The organism is Sphingobium sp. SG1 (assembly GCF_057063145.1).
Genome location: NZ_JBVVOJ010000001.1, coordinates 185,353 through 202,801 on the forward strand (window position 1 = coordinate 185,353; position 17,449 = coordinate 202,801).

Below are 17,449 nucleotides of genomic sequence, written 5' to 3' on the forward strand. Positions count from 1 at the left end.
AACGGAAGGTTTCCATGGTCAGGCCTTCGCCAGTTCAGCCGTGCCCGGCTTCACCAGAAGCATCAGGCCGGGACCATCGACCCACTCGCTGACATTACCGCAGCCACCACAGGTGCGGTAGACGGTGCCGGTGGGTTCTTCCTTCCAGATCGTCTGATAGCGGCTTTCGTGCTCCCAGAGATTGCATCCGGGGCATTTGGTTGACGAACCCAACGCCGCCATGATCTTCTCGTTGACCTCGTCTCGCTGCGCGTAAAGGTCAGCCAGACGCTGTTCTTTCGAAGTGTTTGCCCCTCGCCAGAGATCATATGCCGCCTTCAGCCCGAAGGTCACCATCATCACGGCAAGCACCATCTGCCAATCAATCGTAATATCGATATTCATGTCACCAACATCAAATCGTTCTGTCTAAAATCGAACCCCAATGGGGCCTGCCCAGTTATATACTGCCAGAGAGCCAGATTGGAATATTCAAATCGTCCGGTTACTTCTTCACCAAGCCAAGCCGGTCGCTCAAACTCTTCGTCTTCGCGCTGAAGTTCAATCTCTGCGATCACCAACCCGCGCAATTCAGGGTTGAGGAACTGATCGACTTCGAATGTGCCGAAGAAACTGCGCCAGCGGCGCTTGGACAACGCGATTGGACCAGTCAGGGTCTCATACTTGCCATATGCCGCACCGTCTATCGGATGCTCCATCTCGATGGCTGATCGGGCAGTTTTCTTCCACTTCATCGTCAGATGGTAGGTTGGGTCTGCCACTCGTCCGTCCAATACGGTCTTGCGCACTCGAATGGCCGCGTTGCCGGTGTCGGACAGATATCGCTGCTCAATATCGAGCGGACGCATATGCAGCCGCCGCTGATCGTGATTGGTTTTGCGAATGTCAGCTATGCTCATGTTGACGAGGAAGCGTCGTTCGATTTCATGCATGGAATTTCATCCTGTCATATTCATAGTCTTCGGTCACTTCTGCGCCGACCCAGTCTGGTTTGATGGCGCTGTGGGATACCCTTGCCAGCACCAAGCCATCGAACCGCAGGTTGATGAACTCGTCGACGGTCACGCCATCGGCCAATCCAGACCACCGCCGTATGAAGATAGGGGTGCGATCACAAAGAGACCGATAGTGCTTAAAGTCCCGGTAGGTGATGCGATGATCCAGCCTGACACCATCTACGGTGGTCGACAGAATGTAACCGATTTCATCAGGACGCCTTCGATGAGCGAAGGTCGGTTGGACCTTCCCCCTCTCCTTGCGGATATCGAGGGTGATGTCGCCGGTGCGGGGAAGCCTGTGCTGCTCAATGTCAGTGTAGGAGCCGATCAACCCATCGATGACCCGACGACGGCCGCGCGTGCGCAGGTCTTCGATCGTAGCCGTAGCGATGAAGTGACGCATATTCACTTCCCAAGCAATTCTATCAGCATATCGCGCAGCCTTTCGGCTTCCATTCGCGTCCAAATGTGGTCAACCTCGCTCGACGGACCTGATGCATGAACGCTCACGAAATCCGTTGTAAGGCCATGCATCAGGTCGACGCTCATTTTGATCTCATTCCCAAGCTCATTTGTGAACTTGGTTTCGACCTGATCAGATGCTTTCAACGAGCGAAACTTCTCGTGACAGATGACCAAGCAAAGTGGAAAGGCGATCAATCTGATGTTGGACACGGGATAGATGACCACCAATGCTCACGGCCATCACGTCGCCCTCGGCTTCTTCGTCGCTGATCGGATGCACCCGATCGAAAGCATCATCGAGATAATTCGCGATACGCAGCAAAGATGCGCTCAGATCATCGTTGAGAAGGCTCAGGCGCTTCTCGAAGCACTGAAGATATGTTTCAGCCTTCACGTCAGGGTTATTAGCCATTATAAATCCAAATCAATCCGAAAGTGATGCAATCATACCGAGCGCGAGAAGGATAAGCCCCGTCATCAGCACTGGCATGAGAATGAAAGCAGTGTCAGGCATTTTGCCCTCTCCATTTATCTTATGGATCGAGCATATCGATTAGGCTGCACCCGCTGCAATATTATTCGAGCGCCCGTTAAGGCAGTTAAGCAGCGTTAAGCCGATAAATACGGCATGTCGGAAAACAGTCATTCTGAATGCCAATGCATCACCGATGATGAGATCGATATTCTGTTCCACAATGGGGAACGCGTCGTCTCTGGATCGATCACCAGCCATATCGGCGGGCGGCGCTATGAGGTGCAGGCCGGTGACATCAGCAAGATTTGCTCGTTGGCCGAAACCCTAACTGAAGCCAACAACCTGTTCGGCAATTATTTCTCGATCCACGTCGATCTCGGAAGCGAACGCAAACAGGTCGTCCAGATGGAGCGACCTTACCTTACCACGATCGATGGGCAGCTTTATCGTTGGGAGCAGGTGTCGGACGAGGAAAAGGGCGAGATCAAGTCGGAACCGTTCGCAGCCGCGATCAAAATCCGTCGGGCACTGTTTCAGCTACTGACCGCGAAAGGCTATGACGGTATGGTCTATCGCAACACCGTAGAGGGCAACGCGGACAGCTACAACATCTTCCGCGCCGATCAGGTTCGCCCCGCGACTATCTAGTGCCTCGGCGACGATGATCCCATTCCAGACCGTGGCCACTTTTGGTCACGGTTCCCGTGTATTGGTTCTCATCACTGTTGCAGTAGAGACCGTCATCCTTACCGCGATTGATCAGCTTGCACCAACGGTTGACCATGGCCTTGAAAGACTCGCCACCCGCGCCATAGACATCGTTGCTCGCCATGAGGATGAAGTCATTTTCGTTCTCAAAACGCTCGATGACGGTGCGGGAAACCGGGCGCTTGATGTCATTGTCACCAGTGTGAATAAGATATGCAACAAGGCTACCATTCTTGATGTGTGACAGGACATATTTGCGTTCTCGACCATCCATCAGATTGACGCAGCTTGTCCATCCACGCCCGGTGCTGATCCCAGCCATATCATAGGGGTGGCGGCTGATCACCACTTCATAGCGACCTTTTGACAAACCCCCAAGATCACGCGCACGGTCGGTTTCGTAAGCGCGCTTGACCTTCAGGAAATCGGCTAACATCTCCGGTCCAATATTCTCTCTACCGGGTTTGGTCGCTGTCATCTGGGCCATCTCCCGATAGCGCTTTTCCATCCGATTCAGGACCTTTCCTATCCGAATTTCGCGACCATCCAGTACCACAATTCCTCTGAGATAATTTGCCGCAATCTCCGGATGGGTCTTGGCTCCGATGGGAGTAACTTCGTTGAACAAGGGTTCAAATTTCACGTCATAGATATACTCGAAACCATGCACGCCGCCGCGAGAGAACGCGTTGATGTTATCAAGAACCAATTCGGCCGTATCCATATCCGTATCAATGGGTGTGGCGGGTGCTTTCAAGGGAAAGTAAATGCGCTGGTCGTTTCCGCGCTGGTAGGCTGAGAACCGGTCGAAAATCGCGTCATAGAGATGAGGGTCGGCCTGACCATGCAACGGACGATAGAGGCTGAGCGGAACGGCTTCAAAAAGGTCGAAAATGCGCATGGGATATTTATCGGAAAAGGGGCGGTTTCCCGCCCCTTCCCTATCACTTCATCCTGCGGGTCCGCTTGTTGGGCTCCCAGCCCGGCGGCGGAGTGCAACCCTTGGACTGCATCGCGGGGAAAGCCTGCGGCTCCTCGTCGACCCGGCGGCGCGAAGGCTTGACGATCTGGATTCCGCGCTTTTCCAAGCCCCGCTTGTCGTCATAATAGACCATACCCATCCAGATCATGTCACCGCGCTCGAACTTGACCTCGGTGGTCTTGAACTCGGTCTCGTCACCAAAAGCGGTCCCCAGCGTCTGCTTGACCTCCGAGAGGGAGTTGACATTACTGCCACGTTCCTGATCCGACACTGAGAAGAAATAGTCCTCCATGGCAGCCATCGAGTTAGCGGCCGACGTGGTAGCGCTCGAACTGGCCATGGTTGCATGCGTCGACGCCGAGTTTGCAGAACACATGGCAACCGACGTCCAAGTGGCAGCGTTAGTAGCGGTTTGCGCAGCGCTGCTCGCGCTGAGTTGTGTCGACGTAATTGAACCGGCCGAAATCTTATCGGCCGTGACTGCGCCGTCGACAATCAGGCCAGCCGAACCGCAGAGAGGCCCATTGAACAAACGCCAGTTACCCAGCGGTGTGGTGCCTGCCAGTTTGGTGTATGAAGGGTTCTGGTTCAGGGTGACGAAGCGCGCCGAAGCATCCTCGAAGGCCATGATGCCGATCACACCTTTGTTCGCCGGGCTACCGGTGACGGCTTCGGCATAGGAGCCGCCCTTGTGACCAGAGAACTGGAACTTGGCGGCCGATGCGCCATCGAGCTTCCAACCCGGAATGACGATGGCGTCATTGGCCTCCACGACGAAACCACGGCTCTCCAGACCGGCTTCCTCGCCATCGGTGATCGAGATACCGTCGACGGCAATCACCGCTTCGATGCGGAATGGATTGTTGTTGCGAACTTCAATCTCAAACTCGGACCCGTCACGGCCTTCGATGTAGAGCTTGTTGTTGCGCGGCGAACGATATTCAGTCGCTGCCTTCTTGCCCTTGATCAGGACATTCATTTCGATATTCTGGTTCTTCATCTCAAATTACTCCGTGAAATACGTCGTCGAGGTCGTGCCGGTGGCGATTTCGCCCGATGCGCGCGCGGCTCGATATGCTGTGGTGGCCATGGCTGTCTGGTGCATGGTTTCTTCCATGACAGCGGCGGCAAATGATCGGATGTTTCCCTTGGGGAAGCCCATGTTGAGGCCAGCCTGTTCGGCACCATGAAACGCACCCAGATAGACAAACGTCCATCCGCGCTGCATTCGTTGTGCGATCAATTCCGCAATATGACCTGCGTTGAGGACGCTGCTGGTGTCCTGACCGTCCGTCATGACGATCACAACGACATTCGCAGGACCATCTATCGCGGCGAGCCGTTCGTCCAACTGCGCGATCCGCGAGGCGATCGTGTCATAGAGGTTGGTGCCACCACCGGGTGCGTAAGTCTTGGTATTGAGCTTGGGGACAATCTGGATGTCCAGATCGACATATGGGGTGCGGGTTCGTCCGGTGTGGAACTTGGTCAGCGTGAGGGCGCATTCGCCGGGCTGAGCCTGTTGTTCCTTGAGGAAATCATTGAAGCCACCGATGGCCTGATTTCGATACGATCCCATCGAACCTGTTTCATCAAGAATAAGTTCAATAAAAGTAGGAGCTTCCGCGACAATAGCCGTGGCGCGCCCCTTCGAGCGTTTAGTCATTCCTTTCTCCACGCAGGTCTTACTGCCTTGCCTACGTGCAAGGGCTTCTGCCTGCCACGCGCATGGACCAATTCCATGTGCTGGAATTATTTAGCTGAGTGGATTTCGGAACTTCAATATATTAAAACAATACATCTCTTATGAAACCATACCGGTCTCACGGCTAATCTTCCCGAACGACGTGCATGGATGATCGGCGGTCGCGCACCAATTTCTCACCAGCATCTGCGAGTTTGTTCTTGATGTCCCGAACGAACTGTTCAAGGTCGCCGTCGACTTTATGCCTATAGAGGACATCGGCGACGGATGGCTTCCATCCGCTTGGTGTCTCGAAATACCAGATACTGGCTGGACCTCGGCTTGAATTGGCTGTTTCCTTATAGCTGATCGACACTTTATGCAAAAACTGCGGTCCATTATAACGTGGACGGCTGTGCGGCCAGATTCTCGGCACGCCATATTCGGTCGGGATTTCGGCATACCAGTCTGTTCCACGATAATCGGCACGCACCCCATACGCATCTAAAAATGGGTGACCATATCCGTTGATATCGACCTGAAATTGGTTCAACAAAGAGCGGTGAGCGTTTGATTTCGCATCTTCCGCTATATCGCCAAAAATTCGCATCAGTTCGGGGTTGTCTTTACCCATCATGGCACTTCTGAAGAACTCATGATTGATGTCGCGTTTTCTGAACGCCTCAAAATCGATGATGCTTTCGACAATGTCACTATATCGCATGCACGTATTTAGTTGCGATCCAAAATATAACTTTTTCAACGACCGATTGCGCGCGTCGATATTTAATTTGATAACTCGCAGGACGCGGAGGTAAAATAACGTAACTAAATGTGGAACCTATTATGAACCTGATTGATCTTTCCGAACATATCAATGTCGTCAATACCGGGGAGTGCCACGTTGATGCGCCTGACGGGTTGATGGCAGCAATCTATACGGTGGCAGCCCCCCTTGAGCATCATATCCTCCACGTCGTCGGCCCCAACATCATCGCCTACATGAAAGAGCATGAAGAAATGTTCTATCAGGGACGTGCAGACGACAATGGAGTGGAGATCGACGTTTTCGCCCTGAACAAAACGCCCGTGTTGGTGAATCCGCGCTCGGACATCATCACCACCATTGGTTACGACCTCAACGGTAATCTGCTGGCAACAACCGTGAGCCTCACCGGTTCTGCGGACTAATCGCGATGAACGATCTTCAGCGCACTTTCCTGAGCATCTTTGGCGTGATCATTGTGATCATGCTCTTGAGCTACCCATGGTATGTCGCGGCGGCGACTGTGGGTGCGCTGTTTTGGTTCATTGTCTTCCTCGCTACGTGCCAGAATTTCTACTTTCTGATCGCGTATCGAGATGAGTGGAAGGCGTGCGCAAAGGCAATCCAGTCGGACAACGAAGCGCTGGTTGATGAGGTGAATGGGTGGACTACTCATTTCTATGTACGGAAACATTTCATGTTTCGTTCGCGCAAAGATGGCCAAAAGATGGGATACAGATATTCTCTGGACTCCAGACCGAGGAAACCAGATTGGTAAAAGAAAGGGGCGCATTAGCGCCCCTTTCTATAGGATATCGATCAGTTCTTGAACGCCTGATGATGCCGGGCCTGAGATCACTTCGCCAAAATGGGAATTTCCGGTCGGCGCTAGGTTCACCTCGATCGTGCGTGCGCCCTGCGAGCGGGCACTCTGGACATATCCGGCGGCTGGATAGACCACCCCGGATGTCCCGATGGAGACGAAAATATCAGCATCGGCGATCGCTGCCGCAATCTTCGCCTGATGATACGGTATTTCCTGAAAAAACACCACGTTGGGGCGCATAGACGGCTCTCCGCAGGAAGTGCATTCCGCACCCACTGGCAGGACATCATCCCAGAACACGCTCTCGACGCACCCTCCACAGATAGCCGAGCGCAGCGCTCCGTGCATGTGGATGACGTTCTGGCTGCCAGCGCGCTCATGCAGATCATCGACGTTCTGCGTCACGATGACGAAATTGCCCTCCCACTCTCGCTCCAGCATCGCAAGAGCGTAATGCGCTGCATTCGGCTCCACGGCCGCAAGCGCAAGCCTGCGAGCATCATAGAACTGGTGGACGATCGTGGGGTTGCGCGCGTAGGCATCGAGGGTGCAGACCTCGTCGATGTCATGGCCTTCCCACAGGCCATTGGCGTCACGGAATGTCGGGATACCGCTTTCGGCGGATATGCCTGCGCCGGTCAGGATAACGATGTTTCTCATATGTCTCTCAAATCGATGTTCCCGATCGGGAACATTCCGTTATCAAATGGGATATTCGGGCCTAAATGTTCCCGATCGGGATCACGGACGCTGGTTCATTTTGGCGCGAGCGCGCAGTTCATCGGCATAATTCCCGTGCTCATATTCAAGCTCAGGGTCGCCATTGATGCGACTGCGGTTGGTGTAGGGGTCTTTGTGCCAGAAAGTCGGCTCGCCATCGAATTCGCGCGCGGCCCACTCCGCCATAGCCTCTAGCGCCAGATCAAACGTCTGATAGCAAAAGCGACGATCGTGGCCACGCATGTCACCGATCCGACCCTCGTGCATGGTCCAGTGTGCGATCAACCGCATGACCCCGGCCCAACGACCGGGACCAGCAGGAACGACCATCACATAACCGCAGCTATCTCGAAGAAAATCGAAATATTTGATAGTCGCAGCATCCATGCCGGTATCGGTGCCCAGTTTCAATGTGGCGGCTGACATGGTGACCTCTGCTTTAGTTTGATGAAGTGGTAGACCCAAACCACTTCCATGTGAAGCCGCGAACCCATTCCATAAACGTCAGTGCGCGACCATCACAGCGCGGACAAACGTCGGGTCCAAACGGATCGGCCTCGACGACCAACTCCGGGGCCAGCTTGAGCACGCGGAGGCGGTTTTCCGGGTCATGGAAACTGATCATGACCAAGCCGTCCTCGGTCTTCCAGCTTTGGAATCCGATCATGTGGCAGACGAAAACAGGCTCCCCCATACCATCATTGTTGTCCCACTTCTCCAGAGACGCAACGAGGTTCTGATCCATCCATTCCGAACTGGGAAAACGCGTTAGAACGATCGCATTCCCATAGCGGTTGTAGGGATAGCTCGACCATATGTCATACCGCCGCATCAGCCGTCCGCTTTCTTGCGGTCGCGACCGGCACGCCATGCTGCCAGCGCATATCGCGCCCCTCGGTCAGGCTTCATGATACCGGCCTGCCCTCGTTGGTAATGATCATAGAGATAGCTCGATCGCAACTCAGGATCGGTGCGAGGGTTGGCGCTCTCGAAATATTTCCGGTAGACCACATCCACCGGCGTATCCTCCGAACGGACCGCTGCGCGCTTGGGATCGTAGAACCGATCGGCCGTAAACGGGACCACGCCCATGGGGCGATTGATCGCGTCATGGAGCGCCTCGCGCAGCGCCAAAATTTCTGCCCGAAGCTCGCGAAGAACCATGATAGCCGCCGGGCCATCCGGGTTGCGAAGGCGCGGGCAGCTTTCCACACCGTTTTTATCCGGTGGTAGGCAGTCCTTGGTTTCCAGACGGACAACTATTTCATAGATTGTTTGGTCTTGCGTCATGACGTCTTTCCTTCGCACTTCGGGCATTTGGGGTGACCACAAGCACCCTCGCAGGAAATGCCAAGCAGATACGGGTCGGCGCTATCATCATAGTAGGGATGTCGACACTGGACCGAAACCCGGTCACCATGATTGAAGGCCCAGAAATATCCCGGTCCATACTGGGCATCCAATGCGATCTGTAAATCCTTACGGAAAGCATTACCATTACGGACCGACTGGCGCGCAGTGACCCAATGGGTGATTGAGAGCGAAGCCGCTGCAACCAGCAGGTCTTCAGGGGCCACATAGCGTGCCTCCGGATTGCCTATCACTGGCAGGCGGTCAGGGCGGTTCTCGTCCATATCCCAAGGTCGCGTGGGCGGCGCAAAGGCAGGTTTGATGACCAGATAGCTTTGGGTCTCTTTGTCCCAACGGTATTTGTGTGGGACCCCTGTTTCCCGGAAGAGACGTTCAGCCTCGCCCGATGCAAGTTCGCGCATTGGTGCGCGCTGGCTCCATTCGCTCACCTCATACGAAGCAATGATCGTCTCTGCGCTCATTTCACGACCTTCCCGTCTACGATCCTGACGACCTTTCCGCCCCAGACTTTCCGGAACTCGATGGCGGCGGCCTTCGTCATCAGTTTTGCGGCGGCAATGTCGGGGCTATAGCTCGCGGCCCCATGCCTGCCCCAACCAACGGCAGCACCAGCATAATAGCCACCATAGGCACCGGGAATAAAAGTCGTCCACGTCTTGGTTTCGGCTGGATCGACCACGCTGTCGACATCATCACTCGCTGCTGCAATGACATCGTTCATCGTCTCGGTGAGGCGGCGGCCCGTTTCCGTGATCCCCTCGATGTCAGCAGGATCAAACAGCCGTGATGTTACGGCCGCCTCACGGGGATAGTCGCCGTTCAGCGCCATCTTCCGGCGTTGACGATCGAGAGCAGGATCGGGGCCGCCGAACGTCATGCCGCAGCCTTTTCACGCGCGATCGTGCGTTCCAGCCACCTCATGTCCATGCCGAAGTGCTCCTTCGGAAGCCGATCCTTGAGGAGCTTCTGCTCATCATAGGTAAGTGATGGAGCGCGCACGAAATCGCCCGGATTGTCGATTGCTCCGGATTTGAAATATTCCTCGTACCCGTCCGACACACCGATAGACGTGGAGACGATATGAACCCCATGTTCGTAGACATCGATCTGCGGACCGTCTTCCTGATTTGCATAACCGCCGACAATCCAGTTGTGCAGCGGCTTACCCATTTTGATCACGAAGGTGGGGTTTTCCAGCTTCACGGTGTAGCCAAAACCGATTTCGTCCCCGCGCGTGTAGAGGATGCCGCCTTCGATCTGCTTCTTGCACCAGTCGGCTACGAGCGGCGCGAAACGGTTCTCCAGCGTCCCTGCGCCCCAGACGATGTTCGACGGCACTTCGAACGCATGAAGCGTACCCGGCGCGATGGCGGCAACCACGGTGGCGGCCGAAGCCGCGAGGAAACCACGACGATCCATTATCAAATTCCCTTCTATCAAATCGGACCCGTGCCTAATCGATTGTCACGAGAAGTCCAGAGCGTTCAGTCCAACCACGCCGTCGAATGAACAAATGTCGAGCGCCAGCACCTGATCCAGAGGAAATGGAAAGCGCGGACGCCGTCATGATCGCCCCAATATTCCGACCAACCGAGCATGCAGCGGCGCGGCCAGCGAGGCGTCAGAGACGCGTTCATTCTCCTGCTTCCTCGCTGTTGCCACCGAAGCCGAGACGAAGCGGAATGCTTTCACCCGATGCGATGCGTTCACGAACGCTTTCGCGACCCATTTCGGCCAACGTATACTGGAGATGCGCGTCGATCTCAGTCTTTGCCGCATTGACGACCTTGGTCACCTTCTCATCAGCCTGTTGCACGGCATAGGGGAGATCGGAGTTCAACCCCTGCTGCCCCTGCTCGATCCAGCCGAGCATTTCGCGCAACTGTGCCTTCGAAGGCGGCTTGTCCTTAATGAAACCGCGAAGCATCTCCGCGACATGGTCGAAGTTCCCCGACGCTTTGTTGGCCAGCGATTTGATATCGTCGCGGATGGCCTGTTCATCGACCATATGTTCGGGAGGGTTCTCGAAACGCTTGAACCCATCAGTGAAACCGTGACGCAGCGTGCAGGCGACGCCGCCTGTATTGGGTGCGGAAATCATCCGGGCATACTGCACTTCGGACATTTCGATCTCGATGATCTCGTTGTCACCGTAGAACCATTCGCTGCCGCCTTCGCGCTTGATCCGACCGCCCTTGATCGTGATGGCGACAAGGTGACCCTGCGGATAGTCGACGCCGAACAGGCGCGTTCCGCTGCTCTGGCGACGATTGACCGAGATCATTCCATAGGAGGGATGGGTCTCATACTGGGGCTCGGTATCAGGGGTGTCGTCGACGAAACGCGTCATGAGTAATCTCCTTCGTTACCACCTTTTATGAGATTGGTTAGTCGAGGTCAACACCAAAATGGCCAACGAGACGATCTCTATCGGCGTCACGTAAATAAAGCTTCGACATGGCTTCATGCGCACACTTGAGTTCGCTTTCGGCCTTTGCCATGCGCGAAATCCAGAACGCCTCTATGAACCGGTGGTCGAAATGAACGACACCTGTGGGGATGGTCCCGCGCTGGCCGATGAGTTGGCGCTCAGGGTTCATAATCCAGACCGCCACATCTTGATGTTTCTTCTGCTCGTAAAGCAGGTGCTGGACGTGAGCTTTGTCCTTTGAGCATTTGACCACGATCGCATCACCCTTACGGGCATGACGCACCAGATCGGTGGAACGTCCCGTGCGGCGACTCATATTCTCGAAAATCTGGAGGCCGCTATGAACGGCAGCAGCAAAACCAAAATCCAACACAAAATGGCTCCAACCTAAGTCAGAGCCATCCGTAATTGTTAGCGATGATCGACCGCAATATTAAACAACCTCAGCCACTGCCCATTTCTCGAATGACTTGGTCTTGGTGCAACGGATCGGGCCATGAAAGCCGCCCAGCGGCAGAGAATATTTCGGGTCGCCCCATACGACATAGTCGATCGATGCGCCATGGCTAAGCACCCGACGCTTCTTACCCGATGACCCCTGATAGGTCTTGCCGACTTCGATCTGCATCATCAATCCTCCGTCATCAGGACGAGATCGTCCACGTCGTTGCGCGTCAGCATGATGGCGTCGCCGTGCGGACCGCGCAGGATGATGTTGCCGCTGTCGGTCTCGACGACCTCGATGTCGCCGTGAGCAAGGGTTCCGAGAGTGCGTTCGCGTGCCATGTGATCTTCCTCAGATGTCAGGATTGGTTTCGGTGAAAATGATCTTACCACTGTCGAGGTCGATCACCTCGACGACCTGCCATTCGTCGGCGAATTCGCGCGTGACGTTCTGGACCATAGCCAGCATATCATCTTCCGGCATCAGTGTGGTGATACGCTCACCATTCATCTTGATCTCGCGCATGGTCGACATATCCGAACTCCATCTGTTGGAGTTGACCATACTACTTTTTATGAGGCTGTCAATCCTTGAAGTGACGGTATCCCTTCACCAACCCAATTTTGATCAGAGAACGGTCCACGGTATAGGAGGGATTGAACTGACCAACAAGTTGTGCAGGGAAATCGTCCTTCGTCCACCGCGCCGGTTCCCACGGATCGGTCGTGCGATCGGGCGCGCCCTTGAGCTTGTCACCCCCGCTATATTCCACCTTGCCGCGCGCAAAGCTCGCAACAGGATCATCATAATCACCGGCATCTTTGGCTTTCTTTGATGCTGCTGCCAATTCGTCGATATAGGCATAGGCTTCTTCCGACGACGGGAACTCGACCTTCTTGATGATGTCGGGGCGGTAATCATCGTCATCATCACCCCAATCGTAATAGGTCAGGACCGCGACCACCTGTGTGTCGCTCTTGGGGTAGATCGTCACGGGAAGTGACTTCCCACCCTGACGATAAATCATAGCAGCGCGATGGCGGCCCTCATGACCGGTAACACGGCCGCTTGGAAACTCCACGTTAAGGAAGGGCATCTGGAACTTTCCGGGTGTCCCCGTCTCATAGCCTTTTTCCGCATATTCATCGTTATCCATCGGAAACGGCTTGTCCATGATGCGCTTGAGTTCCGCCTCGTCATGGGTGGTCAATTTGAGGAAATCCATCGGGTCCATCGTCACGATGAAAGCACCGTAACTACCGCGAATTCCATCCATCTGGCCCTTGTAGAGAGGAAGGCTGGCCTCGACGATATCGATGAAGTTTCTCATGCGATATTTATACTCTTGACGAGGTGGAAACCAATCCCGTAACCCATGGTTATTCGATAGATAAATTTGATTGAGAGGTATTTGATATGCGTATGGAGCAAATCCCCGCCACGCGTGACGCAACACCGTTCTCCTACTATGACGAACACAAGAGCGTCAGCGGCGAATCCTTCATCTTCATCGGCGGACGAACGCCGGAGAGCGCGATGCTCTTCTACGACGGCCCCGCCTTCACCACATCCGCCATGCTCAGCAGCACTGATCTCATGCCGTCAGACCTCCAGCTTGGTCCGCGTGAGCGCAAGTGGCTGTTCGAGTGCTGGGCCGAATTCACAGGCCGGGGTGCATCGGAAATCAAAAGCGAGTATGTGAGCCGTCAGACGCTCAACTGAGGATCGGAAATGGGACGCCCGCGCGCAACTGGCAAATACGATACCCGCGAAGAACTGGTGAGAGAGATTTGGTCTCTATACATCGGGACCGAACGGTCTATGGCCAATGTCGCGCGGGTCGTCCGTGTGTCCGCCCCCCTCGTGTCGAAGATCATCGATACGAGAGAAGGTTATGAAGAGTGGAAAAAGGCAGAGGGTCGACCAGATAATCTCGCCGATAGAGTCTCGCATTAATTTTTCGAAAAGATATTGAACTACGCGATCGCAGTTACTAAATATCTGTGACAACAACTTGGTCTAGGATTTTCAGACGTGCCTTTCGTTTTCCACTAACTGCACCATCACTCCGACACCTATAACGTAGGGACGATTGCGTCCTCGCGTCACGCCATCCCAGTGATGGCCCTCAACCGTCTATGGCATTTGCTCATGGGCGGCTTTTTTGCGTCCCCGACACGTCGAGCCCGGCCTCCGTGACGGCACCCCTCCCCCACCAAACGCAAAATTCGAGGAACACCCAATGATTACTGAACAGCGAATATCGACCTTGGAGCGCATGCTCTCCGAAAGCCGTGATGCCGGAATGCGCATCTGGCTCAGGGCCGATGAATTCAAAACGGTGCTCAAGGCGATCGTCGCCGAAACCACCTGCCCCACTACCAAAGAACTGGCGGAAACCGCCCTTCTCAATTCGAAATAGGAGTATTTGATATGTTTGATTTTGATAGCCGTGAAACCTACCTCGCCGCCCGCGCTGAATGGCGCACCCAGTATGCGCTGCTGACCGCTCAGATTCGAGATCAGCGCTCCACCATGCGGACCGCAGCCGGTGAAAGTGAACGCAGCAACGCACAGTGGAAGCGCTCTATGCTGCGGAACGACGCCCGGCAGTTGATGAAACGTCGGACGGAAATGACCGAACGCATGCGCGAACAGGTCGCAGCCAACCGTGAGCAGGAGGCCGCGTGATGGACGAGTTCAGCAACAAGGCCGAATATATGGCTTGGGTAGCAGAGTGGAAGGCGTCCTATGCGGCGCTTTCCATCGTCATCCGGAAGGCACGGGCGGAGAAGCGCTGGACAGGCGGGATGAAGGAACGAGCGCGCGACCTGCTCCGCGATCGTGCCGAAGCCAAGATCGAAGCTCAGCGTCTCTATGTGGCTGCGCGCGATGCCGCCCGCCGGGCCGGTCTCGCTGAGCATTTTGCGCAATATCCGCTGATGCTGGATGGATGCGCTACGGTGGACGTCCACTTCAACAAAATGCACACGCAATATCCCGACACCATCCCGCGTTGGGTCATCAAAGCCAAGGGCCGGACCTATTATGTCCACCACGTCGATTGCACGGTGGGATGGTCCAGCCGGGAACTCACCGAAGGGTCCACATTGGGGATGATCAGGCTGCGCCACTGTCGTCTGGAGATCGACGTCGATGGCAATGCACGCATCGGTGAGCGTGTGGCGGTTGCGGCCTGACTATCAGGGGGCGGTCTGGTCGGCCGCCCCTTCTATCCCGTCATGCTCACCCCAGTATTGCTGGAACAGAGCGTAGAGGCGTTTGATGAAGTGACGTCTCATCTCAGGATTGAGATGTTCATAGGCCGCCCGATCGCCACGACTGGCTTTCTTCACAAGATCGCGCATCGCGGTGACGAAATCTCGGCTCAATGGATCATAGAGTTCCAACATTTCCGGATCATCGCGCATATCCCGAATGCGGTTCAGCCACGGAGAGGCAAGACCGAAGAAATAGGAATTATATTCGGTTGGCGTGTTGTAATAGGTCGACCGCCATTCCGGCGTCATCTCTTCGCCGGGATCGTAATCATTCTTCTTCGTATTGCGATTGTGCAACCGCTTATAATCGAGAACATGATGTAGCTCGTGCTTCAGGACTTCAATCATTTTGGTGTTGTTGGTGCTTCTCACGAGGTCATGTTTTTCATATCCAGTGACCGGTAGATATATTTTGTAGCCGCCACCCGCGTTTTGGGGTGGTTCCATCGAACCGGCATGCTCGTAGTTCTTCACCATCATGACATACACGCCCACGAGGCGATCAGGCACTCCCAAATCACCCAGATAGACATATGGGCAATTCAGTCCGCCTTGCGTGAACCTGATCGTGTTGCTGCTGTAGACATGGTTTACGAATAGGATGGCAGCCTTTGATACATCGATGTCATCAAGGACGTCCTTGGCCGCAGCTTCCTGCATGATTTCGTGAATGCGCATCCCCTATTTAACGTGGCGTCACCCGGTAGGTGTTCTGCGCGTGCTTCCGCCGCCCAACGATGAACAGCGTCCAAGTGGGAACCCTTTCATATCCGGGAACTTCAAACGCATGAATGGCTTTGTGCGATCGGAAGACGATGCTCCCACGGCGAAGCTCCCTGCGCGACCATGGGGTGATCTCGGTTAGCCGCCCGCGCAGGCATAGGGTGATCGACCATCGGGGATGATCATGGAACATCTCCTGTGGCATCCCTTTGGGATTCCAGCAATGAACAAAGGCGTTGAACGGGCACCACCACGGTAGCGCTTCCGGTCGCTTCGTATGGACTTCGCGATCCCACCGGGAATCCTGCCATTCATCGGGGCGGAAAAACGCATAGCGCGTGAACTGGTAAACACCCTCAAATGAATATACGTTCTGTGCGTCACCTCGTTCGCGCGCCCAACGAATGAACCGCGTGATTGCCTTTTCGATCAAATTGTTAAACATCATGCACCCCAATAAAAAAGGGAGCAGAGCCGTGGCCCTACTCCCTTCTTCATCCACATTCAGAAAGGCAATGACCCTACCGGATCAGAACCGGACGCCCAGACCAGCCTGAACGCGATGCGCTTCAACGCCCGCTTCATAGTTGGAGTAGCGATATTCGCCAGTGGCGTAGAACGGACCCGGCAGGGCCAGTTCCAGACCAGCGCCGACGCGAACGCCGTCGAGGTCGACCTTATCACCCAGAGCCTTGAAGCGAGCGTTGGTGTAACCAGCGCTGACGAACAGCAGGGCGTTGTCGGTGACCTTGCGGCCGACGCGGACAGCAGCCGACAGATCACGACCGGTGTTGACCAGACCATCATCGGTGGTCGACGAGGTGAACTCGCCGGTCAGGCCGACGACATAGTTGCCGACGCCGATGTCGTAACCGGCGTTCACACCATAGGCCAGACCCTCGTTGCCTTCGACGATGTCATAGGCAGCAACAGCGGCGACGCGCGGACCGGTGAAATCTTCGGCCATTGCCGGGGTGGCGACCAGAGCGGTCAGCGCAGCGACGGCTGCGATTGCAAAATTCTTCATCAAATTCCTCATGCAAACAATGAAATACTGTTTTTATCAAATCAGTTTCTAACTGAGATGCACTGTTTAGCGAGGACGATCAGCGGGTGTCAAAATTAAAACAAATCTTATTTTGAAGTGCCGATCTTAGATCGGCATTAAGTCCAGCCTTAATTGTGGTAATGGCTTAGAATTATTTTTACGGAGCGTTGACAGGGCGCTGGATCGGTGAACAATCAAGGGCATCACAAACACCTAGATTGGAGACGCATGATGACTGACCAGATCGAACTCGTCGCACAGAAAGATCATCCCCTTGGTGGCTTTCGTCTTTGGAAGCGGGGAAATGAATTCGCGGCCGAGGCCATGTGCGATCTCGAAGCGTTGTCGAAGGAAGACCCGTGGGGCGACGTCAAGCAGTGGGTGCGCGACTTGCCCGATCCCAGCACCCTGACATTCAAGCCTGCCGAAGCCATCTACCCGTTCCACTATCGCATGTCGGAAGACAGCCACGCCCACTGGAACATCTGCAATTTCCTTCAGGACTATCTGCCCTGCAACGCATGAA

33 protein-coding genes are annotated in these 17,449 nt (G+C 54.8%); 8 read left to right on the forward strand and 25 right to left on the reverse strand.

The genetic code is table 11. From position 1 onward, the window contains the following. Positions 1–18 precede the first annotated feature (18 nt). The 5 genes from AC0KVN_RS00925 to AC0KVN_RS00945 are packed head-to-tail and all read right to left on the reverse strand — an operon-like array spanning position 19 to position 1,875. Positions 19–384 carry a hypothetical protein gene (locus AC0KVN_RS00925; RefSeq protein ID WP_483655262.1) on the reverse strand — a complete coding sequence of 122 codons (366 nt, stop codon included), beginning with the start codon at positions 382–384 and terminating at the stop codon, positions 19–21. After that, positions 381–932, reverse strand: coding sequence for a CYTH domain-containing protein (locus AC0KVN_RS00930; RefSeq protein ID WP_483655263.1), 552 nt, complete (start codon positions 930–932; stop codon positions 381–383). Before AC0KVN_RS00930 ends, AC0KVN_RS00925 begins: the two co-directional genes overlap by 4 nt. After that, positions 925–1,401: a hypothetical protein gene (locus tag AC0KVN_RS00935; protein ID WP_483655264.1), complete on the reverse strand. Its 477-nt coding sequence runs from the start codon at positions 1,399–1,401 to the stop codon at positions 925–927. The genes AC0KVN_RS00930 and AC0KVN_RS00935 overlap by 8 nt, the downstream gene beginning before the upstream one ends. Before the next feature lie 2 nt (positions 1,402–1,403). Continuing rightward, positions 1,404–1,547, reverse strand: a complete 144-nt coding sequence (locus tag AC0KVN_RS00940; RefSeq protein WP_483655265.1) for a hypothetical protein — start codon at positions 1,545–1,547, stop codon at positions 1,404–1,406. 46 nt (positions 1,548–1,593) lie between these two features. Then, positions 1,594–1,875 (reverse strand): hypothetical protein, encoded by a 282-nt coding sequence (locus tag AC0KVN_RS00945; protein WP_483655266.1) that lies wholly within the window; start codon positions 1,873–1,875, stop codon positions 1,594–1,596. Positions 1,876–2,091: 216 nt separating this feature from the next. On the opposite strand from AC0KVN_RS00945, the gene AC0KVN_RS00950 reads away from it, so the two are divergent. Further along, entirely contained in the window at positions 2,092–2,586 is a 495-nt protein-coding gene (locus AC0KVN_RS00950) for a hypothetical protein (protein WP_483655267.1), read from the forward strand. On the opposite strand, the gene AC0KVN_RS00955 is transcribed toward AC0KVN_RS00950, so the two are convergent. The 4 genes from AC0KVN_RS00955 to AC0KVN_RS00970 form a co-directional block, all read right to left on the reverse strand. After that, entirely contained in the window at positions 2,579–3,547 is a 969-nt protein-coding gene (locus AC0KVN_RS00955) for a hypothetical protein (protein WP_483655268.1), read from the reverse strand. The two genes, AC0KVN_RS00950 and AC0KVN_RS00955, sit on opposite strands and share 8 nt — an antisense overlap. Positions 3,548–3,590: 43 nt before the next feature. Beyond that, on the reverse strand, positions 3,591–4,628 hold the full coding sequence (locus AC0KVN_RS00960) for a hypothetical protein (RefSeq protein ID WP_483655269.1): 1,038 nt from the start codon (positions 4,626–4,628) through the stop codon (positions 3,591–3,593). Between the two features lie 6 nt (positions 4,629–4,634). Then, positions 4,635–5,294, reverse strand: a complete 660-nt coding sequence (locus tag AC0KVN_RS00965) for a hypothetical protein (RefSeq protein WP_483655270.1) — start codon at positions 5,292–5,294, stop codon at positions 4,635–4,637. A 163-nt stretch (positions 5,295–5,457) separates the two neighbouring features. After that, positions 5,458–6,036 (reverse strand): hypothetical protein, encoded by a 579-nt coding sequence (locus AC0KVN_RS00970; protein ID WP_483655271.1) that lies wholly within the window; start codon positions 6,034–6,036, stop codon positions 5,458–5,460. A gap of 122 nt (positions 6,037–6,158) precedes the next feature. On the opposite strand from AC0KVN_RS00970, the gene AC0KVN_RS00975 reads away from it, so the two are divergent. Both AC0KVN_RS00975 and AC0KVN_RS00980 read left to right on the forward strand, forming a co-directional pair. Next, the gene (locus AC0KVN_RS00975) at positions 6,159–6,503 is read left to right on the forward strand and encodes a hypothetical protein (RefSeq protein ID WP_483655272.1); all 345 of its coding nucleotides are present in this window, start codon (positions 6,159–6,161) and stop codon (positions 6,501–6,503) included. A 5-nt stretch (positions 6,504–6,508) separates the two neighbouring features. Next, positions 6,509–6,856 carry a hypothetical protein gene (locus AC0KVN_RS00980; protein ID WP_483655273.1) on the forward strand — a complete coding sequence of 116 codons (348 nt, stop codon included), beginning with the start codon at positions 6,509–6,511 and terminating at the stop codon, positions 6,854–6,856. Between the two features lie 27 nt (positions 6,857–6,883). Here AC0KVN_RS00980 and AC0KVN_RS00985 read toward each other — a convergent pair whose 3' ends face one another. The 13 genes from AC0KVN_RS00985 to AC0KVN_RS01045 form a co-directional block, all read right to left on the reverse strand. Beyond that, complete coding sequence (locus AC0KVN_RS00985; protein WP_483655274.1) at positions 6,884–7,564, reverse strand: NAD-dependent deacylase; 681 nt, start codon at positions 7,562–7,564, stop codon at positions 6,884–6,886. An 81-nt stretch (positions 7,565–7,645) separates the two neighbouring features. After that, the gene (locus AC0KVN_RS00990; RefSeq protein WP_483655275.1) at positions 7,646–8,050 is read right to left on the reverse strand and encodes a hypothetical protein; all 405 of its coding nucleotides are present in this window, start codon (positions 8,048–8,050) and stop codon (positions 7,646–7,648) included. Between the two features lie 13 nt (positions 8,051–8,063). Then, positions 8,064–8,456, reverse strand: coding sequence for a hypothetical protein (locus AC0KVN_RS00995; RefSeq protein WP_483655276.1), 393 nt, complete (start codon positions 8,454–8,456; stop codon positions 8,064–8,066). Continuing rightward, entirely contained in the window at positions 8,456–8,914 is a 459-nt protein-coding gene (locus AC0KVN_RS01000; protein ID WP_483655277.1) for a hypothetical protein, read from the reverse strand. The genes AC0KVN_RS00995 and AC0KVN_RS01000 overlap by 1 nt, the downstream gene beginning before the upstream one ends. After that, positions 8,911–9,456 carry a hypothetical protein gene (locus tag AC0KVN_RS01005; RefSeq protein WP_483655278.1) on the reverse strand — a complete coding sequence of 182 codons (546 nt, stop codon included), beginning with the start codon at positions 9,454–9,456 and terminating at the stop codon, positions 8,911–8,913. The genes AC0KVN_RS01000 and AC0KVN_RS01005 overlap by 4 nt, the downstream gene beginning before the upstream one ends. Then, positions 9,453–9,872 carry a hypothetical protein gene (locus AC0KVN_RS01010; RefSeq protein ID WP_483655279.1) on the reverse strand — a complete coding sequence of 140 codons (420 nt, stop codon included), beginning with the start codon at positions 9,870–9,872 and terminating at the stop codon, positions 9,453–9,455. Before AC0KVN_RS01010 ends, AC0KVN_RS01005 begins: the two co-directional genes overlap by 4 nt. Next, positions 9,869–10,414: a twin-arginine translocation signal domain-containing protein gene (locus tag AC0KVN_RS01015; RefSeq protein WP_483655280.1), complete on the reverse strand. Its 546-nt coding sequence runs from the start codon at positions 10,412–10,414 to the stop codon at positions 9,869–9,871. The genes AC0KVN_RS01010 and AC0KVN_RS01015 overlap by 4 nt, the downstream gene beginning before the upstream one ends. A gap of 214 nt (positions 10,415–10,628) precedes the next feature. After that, entirely contained in the window at positions 10,629–11,345 is a 717-nt protein-coding gene (locus tag AC0KVN_RS01020; protein ID WP_483655281.1) for a hypothetical protein, read from the reverse strand. A gap of 37 nt (positions 11,346–11,382) precedes the next feature. Continuing rightward, complete coding sequence (locus AC0KVN_RS01025; RefSeq protein WP_483655282.1) at positions 11,383–11,799, reverse strand: hypothetical protein; 417 nt, start codon at positions 11,797–11,799, stop codon at positions 11,383–11,385. Positions 11,800–11,859: 60 nt separating this feature from the next. Next, entirely contained in the window at positions 11,860–12,057 is a 198-nt protein-coding gene (locus AC0KVN_RS01030; RefSeq protein WP_483655283.1) for a hypothetical protein, read from the reverse strand. Further along, complete coding sequence (locus AC0KVN_RS01035) at positions 12,057–12,212, reverse strand: hypothetical protein (RefSeq protein WP_483655284.1); 156 nt, start codon at positions 12,210–12,212, stop codon at positions 12,057–12,059. Before AC0KVN_RS01035 ends, AC0KVN_RS01030 begins: the two co-directional genes overlap by 1 nt. Before the next feature lie 10 nt (positions 12,213–12,222). Beyond that, entirely contained in the window at positions 12,223–12,405 is a 183-nt protein-coding gene (locus AC0KVN_RS01040; protein WP_483655285.1) for a hypothetical protein, read from the reverse strand. Positions 12,406–12,454: 49 nt separating this feature from the next. Then, the gene (locus AC0KVN_RS01045) at positions 12,455–13,201 is read right to left on the reverse strand and encodes a hypothetical protein (RefSeq protein WP_483655286.1); all 747 of its coding nucleotides are present in this window, start codon (positions 13,199–13,201) and stop codon (positions 12,455–12,457) included. Between the two features lie 86 nt (positions 13,202–13,287). Here AC0KVN_RS01045 and AC0KVN_RS01050 point away from each other — a divergent pair, with 86 nt between their 5' ends. The 4 genes from AC0KVN_RS01050 to AC0KVN_RS01065 all read left to right on the forward strand — a co-directional run bounded on the left by AC0KVN_RS01050 (position 13,288) and on the right by AC0KVN_RS01065 (position 15,071). Next, entirely contained in the window at positions 13,288–13,593 is a 306-nt protein-coding gene (locus tag AC0KVN_RS01050) for a hypothetical protein (protein ID WP_483655287.1), read from the forward strand. 520 nt (positions 13,594–14,113) lie between these two features. Beyond that, the gene (locus tag AC0KVN_RS01055) at positions 14,114–14,293 is read left to right on the forward strand and encodes a hypothetical protein (protein WP_483655288.1); all 180 of its coding nucleotides are present in this window, start codon (positions 14,114–14,116) and stop codon (positions 14,291–14,293) included. An 11-nt stretch (positions 14,294–14,304) separates the two neighbouring features. Continuing rightward, a complete protein-coding gene (locus AC0KVN_RS01060) occupies positions 14,305–14,562 on the forward strand; it encodes a hypothetical protein (RefSeq protein WP_483655289.1) in 258 nt (85 codons plus the stop codon). Next, the gene (locus tag AC0KVN_RS01065; protein WP_483655290.1) at positions 14,562–15,071 is read left to right on the forward strand and encodes a hypothetical protein; all 510 of its coding nucleotides are present in this window, start codon (positions 14,562–14,564) and stop codon (positions 15,069–15,071) included. The genes AC0KVN_RS01060 and AC0KVN_RS01065 overlap by 1 nt, the downstream gene beginning before the upstream one ends. A gap of 3 nt (positions 15,072–15,074) precedes the next feature. Here AC0KVN_RS01065 and AC0KVN_RS01070 read toward each other — a convergent pair whose 3' ends face one another. The 3 genes from AC0KVN_RS01070 to AC0KVN_RS01080 form a co-directional block, all read right to left on the reverse strand. Further along, on the reverse strand, positions 15,075–15,830 hold the full coding sequence (locus AC0KVN_RS01070) for a hypothetical protein (protein WP_483655291.1): 756 nt from the start codon (positions 15,828–15,830) through the stop codon (positions 15,075–15,077). Between the two features lie 7 nt (positions 15,831–15,837). Then, positions 15,838–16,323, reverse strand: coding sequence for a hypothetical protein (locus AC0KVN_RS01075; RefSeq protein ID WP_483655292.1), 486 nt, complete (start codon positions 16,321–16,323; stop codon positions 15,838–15,840). Positions 16,324–16,404: 81 nt separating this feature from the next. Then, complete coding sequence (locus AC0KVN_RS01080; RefSeq protein WP_483655293.1) at positions 16,405–16,902, reverse strand: outer membrane protein; 498 nt, start codon at positions 16,900–16,902, stop codon at positions 16,405–16,407. Between the two features lie 249 nt (positions 16,903–17,151). Between AC0KVN_RS01080 and AC0KVN_RS01085 the strand changes: the two genes are divergently transcribed. After that, a complete protein-coding gene (locus tag AC0KVN_RS01085) occupies positions 17,152–17,448 on the forward strand; it encodes a hypothetical protein (RefSeq protein WP_483655294.1) in 297 nt (98 codons plus the stop codon). Position 17,449: the final 1 nt, after the last annotated feature.

Coding starts and splice junctions, on each gene's coding strand:
- AC0KVN_RS01070 (WP_483655291.1), bottom strand. CDS start 15,830: ATGCGCATTCACGAAATCATGCAGGAAGCTGCGGCCAAGGACGTCCTT.
- AC0KVN_RS00960 (WP_483655269.1), bottom strand. CDS start 4,628: ATGAAGAACCAGAATATCGAAATGAATGTCCTGATCAAGGGCAAGAAG.
- AC0KVN_RS01055 (WP_483655288.1), top strand. CDS start 14,114: ATGATTACTGAACAGCGAATATCGACCTTGGAGCGCATGCTCTCCGAA.
- AC0KVN_RS01000 (WP_483655277.1), bottom strand. CDS start 8,914: ATGACGCAAGACCAAACAATCTATGAAATAGTTGTCCGTCTGGAAACC.
- AC0KVN_RS01005 (WP_483655278.1), bottom strand. CDS start 9,456: ATGAGCGCAGAGACGATCATTGCTTCGTATGAGGTGAGCGAATGGAGC.
- AC0KVN_RS01065 (WP_483655290.1), top strand. CDS start 14,562: ATGGACGAGTTCAGCAACAAGGCCGAATATATGGCTTGGGTAGCAGAG.
- AC0KVN_RS01015 (WP_483655280.1), bottom strand. CDS start 10,414: ATGGATCGTCGTGGTTTCCTCGCGGCTTCGGCCGCCACCGTGGTTGCC.
- AC0KVN_RS01030 (WP_483655283.1), bottom strand. CDS start 12,057: ATGATGCAGATCGAAGTCGGCAAGACCTATCAGGGGTCATCGGGTAAG.
- AC0KVN_RS01035 (WP_483655284.1), bottom strand. CDS start 12,212: ATGGCACGCGAACGCACTCTCGGAACCCTTGCTCACGGCGACATCGAG.
- AC0KVN_RS01010 (WP_483655279.1), bottom strand. CDS start 9,872: ATGACGTTCGGCGGCCCCGATCCTGCTCTCGATCGTCAACGCCGGAAG.
- AC0KVN_RS00935 (WP_483655264.1), bottom strand. CDS start 1,401: ATGCGTCACTTCATCGCTACGGCTACGATCGAAGACCTGCGCACGCGC.
- AC0KVN_RS00950 (WP_483655267.1), top strand. CDS start 2,092: ATGTCGGAAAACAGTCATTCTGAATGCCAATGCATCACCGATGATGAG.
- AC0KVN_RS01075 (WP_483655292.1), bottom strand. CDS start 16,323: ATGATGTTTAACAATTTGATCGAAAAGGCAATCACGCGGTTCATTCGT.
- AC0KVN_RS00995 (WP_483655276.1), bottom strand. CDS start 8,456: ATGCGGCGGTATGACATATGGTCGAGCTATCCCTACAACCGCTATGGG.
- AC0KVN_RS00990 (WP_483655275.1), bottom strand. CDS start 8,050: ATGTCAGCCGCCACATTGAAACTGGGCACCGATACCGGCATGGATGCT.
- AC0KVN_RS01085 (WP_483655294.1), top strand. CDS start 17,152: ATGATGACTGACCAGATCGAACTCGTCGCACAGAAAGATCATCCCCTT.
- AC0KVN_RS00940 (WP_483655265.1), bottom strand. CDS start 1,547: ATGAGCGTCGACCTGATGCATGGCCTTACAACGGATTTCGTGAGCGTT.
- AC0KVN_RS01040 (WP_483655285.1), bottom strand. CDS start 12,405: ATGTCGACCATGCGCGAGATCAAGATGAATGGTGAGCGTATCACCACA.
- AC0KVN_RS01060 (WP_483655289.1), top strand. CDS start 14,305: ATGTTTGATTTTGATAGCCGTGAAACCTACCTCGCCGCCCGCGCTGAA.
- AC0KVN_RS00925 (WP_483655262.1), bottom strand. CDS start 384: ATGAATATCGATATTACGATTGATTGGCAGATGGTGCTTGCCGTGATG.
- AC0KVN_RS00975 (WP_483655272.1), top strand. CDS start 6,159: ATGAACCTGATTGATCTTTCCGAACATATCAATGTCGTCAATACCGGG.
- AC0KVN_RS00970 (WP_483655271.1), bottom strand. CDS start 6,036: ATGCGATATAGTGACATTGTCGAAAGCATCATCGATTTTGAGGCGTTC.
- AC0KVN_RS01045 (WP_483655286.1), bottom strand. CDS start 13,201: ATGAGAAACTTCATCGATATCGTCGAGGCCAGCCTTCCTCTCTACAAG.
- AC0KVN_RS00985 (WP_483655274.1), bottom strand. CDS start 7,564: ATGAGAAACATCGTTATCCTGACCGGCGCAGGCATATCCGCCGAAAGC.
- AC0KVN_RS00980 (WP_483655273.1), top strand. CDS start 6,509: ATGAACGATCTTCAGCGCACTTTCCTGAGCATCTTTGGCGTGATCATT.
- AC0KVN_RS00945 (WP_483655266.1), bottom strand. CDS start 1,875: ATGGCTAATAACCCTGACGTGAAGGCTGAAACATATCTTCAGTGCTTC.
- AC0KVN_RS00955 (WP_483655268.1), bottom strand. CDS start 3,547: ATGCGCATTTTCGACCTTTTTGAAGCCGTTCCGCTCAGCCTCTATCGT.
- AC0KVN_RS01020 (WP_483655281.1), bottom strand. CDS start 11,345: ATGACGCGTTTCGTCGACGACACCCCTGATACCGAGCCCCAGTATGAG.
- AC0KVN_RS00965 (WP_483655270.1), bottom strand. CDS start 5,294: ATGACTAAACGCTCGAAGGGGCGCGCCACGGCTATTGTCGCGGAAGCT.
- AC0KVN_RS01080 (WP_483655293.1), bottom strand. CDS start 16,902: ATGAAGAATTTTGCAATCGCAGCCGTCGCTGCGCTGACCGCTCTGGTC.
- AC0KVN_RS00930 (WP_483655263.1), bottom strand. CDS start 932: ATGCATGAAATCGAACGACGCTTCCTCGTCAACATGAGCATAGCTGAC.
- AC0KVN_RS01050 (WP_483655287.1), top strand. CDS start 13,288: ATGCGTATGGAGCAAATCCCCGCCACGCGTGACGCAACACCGTTCTCC.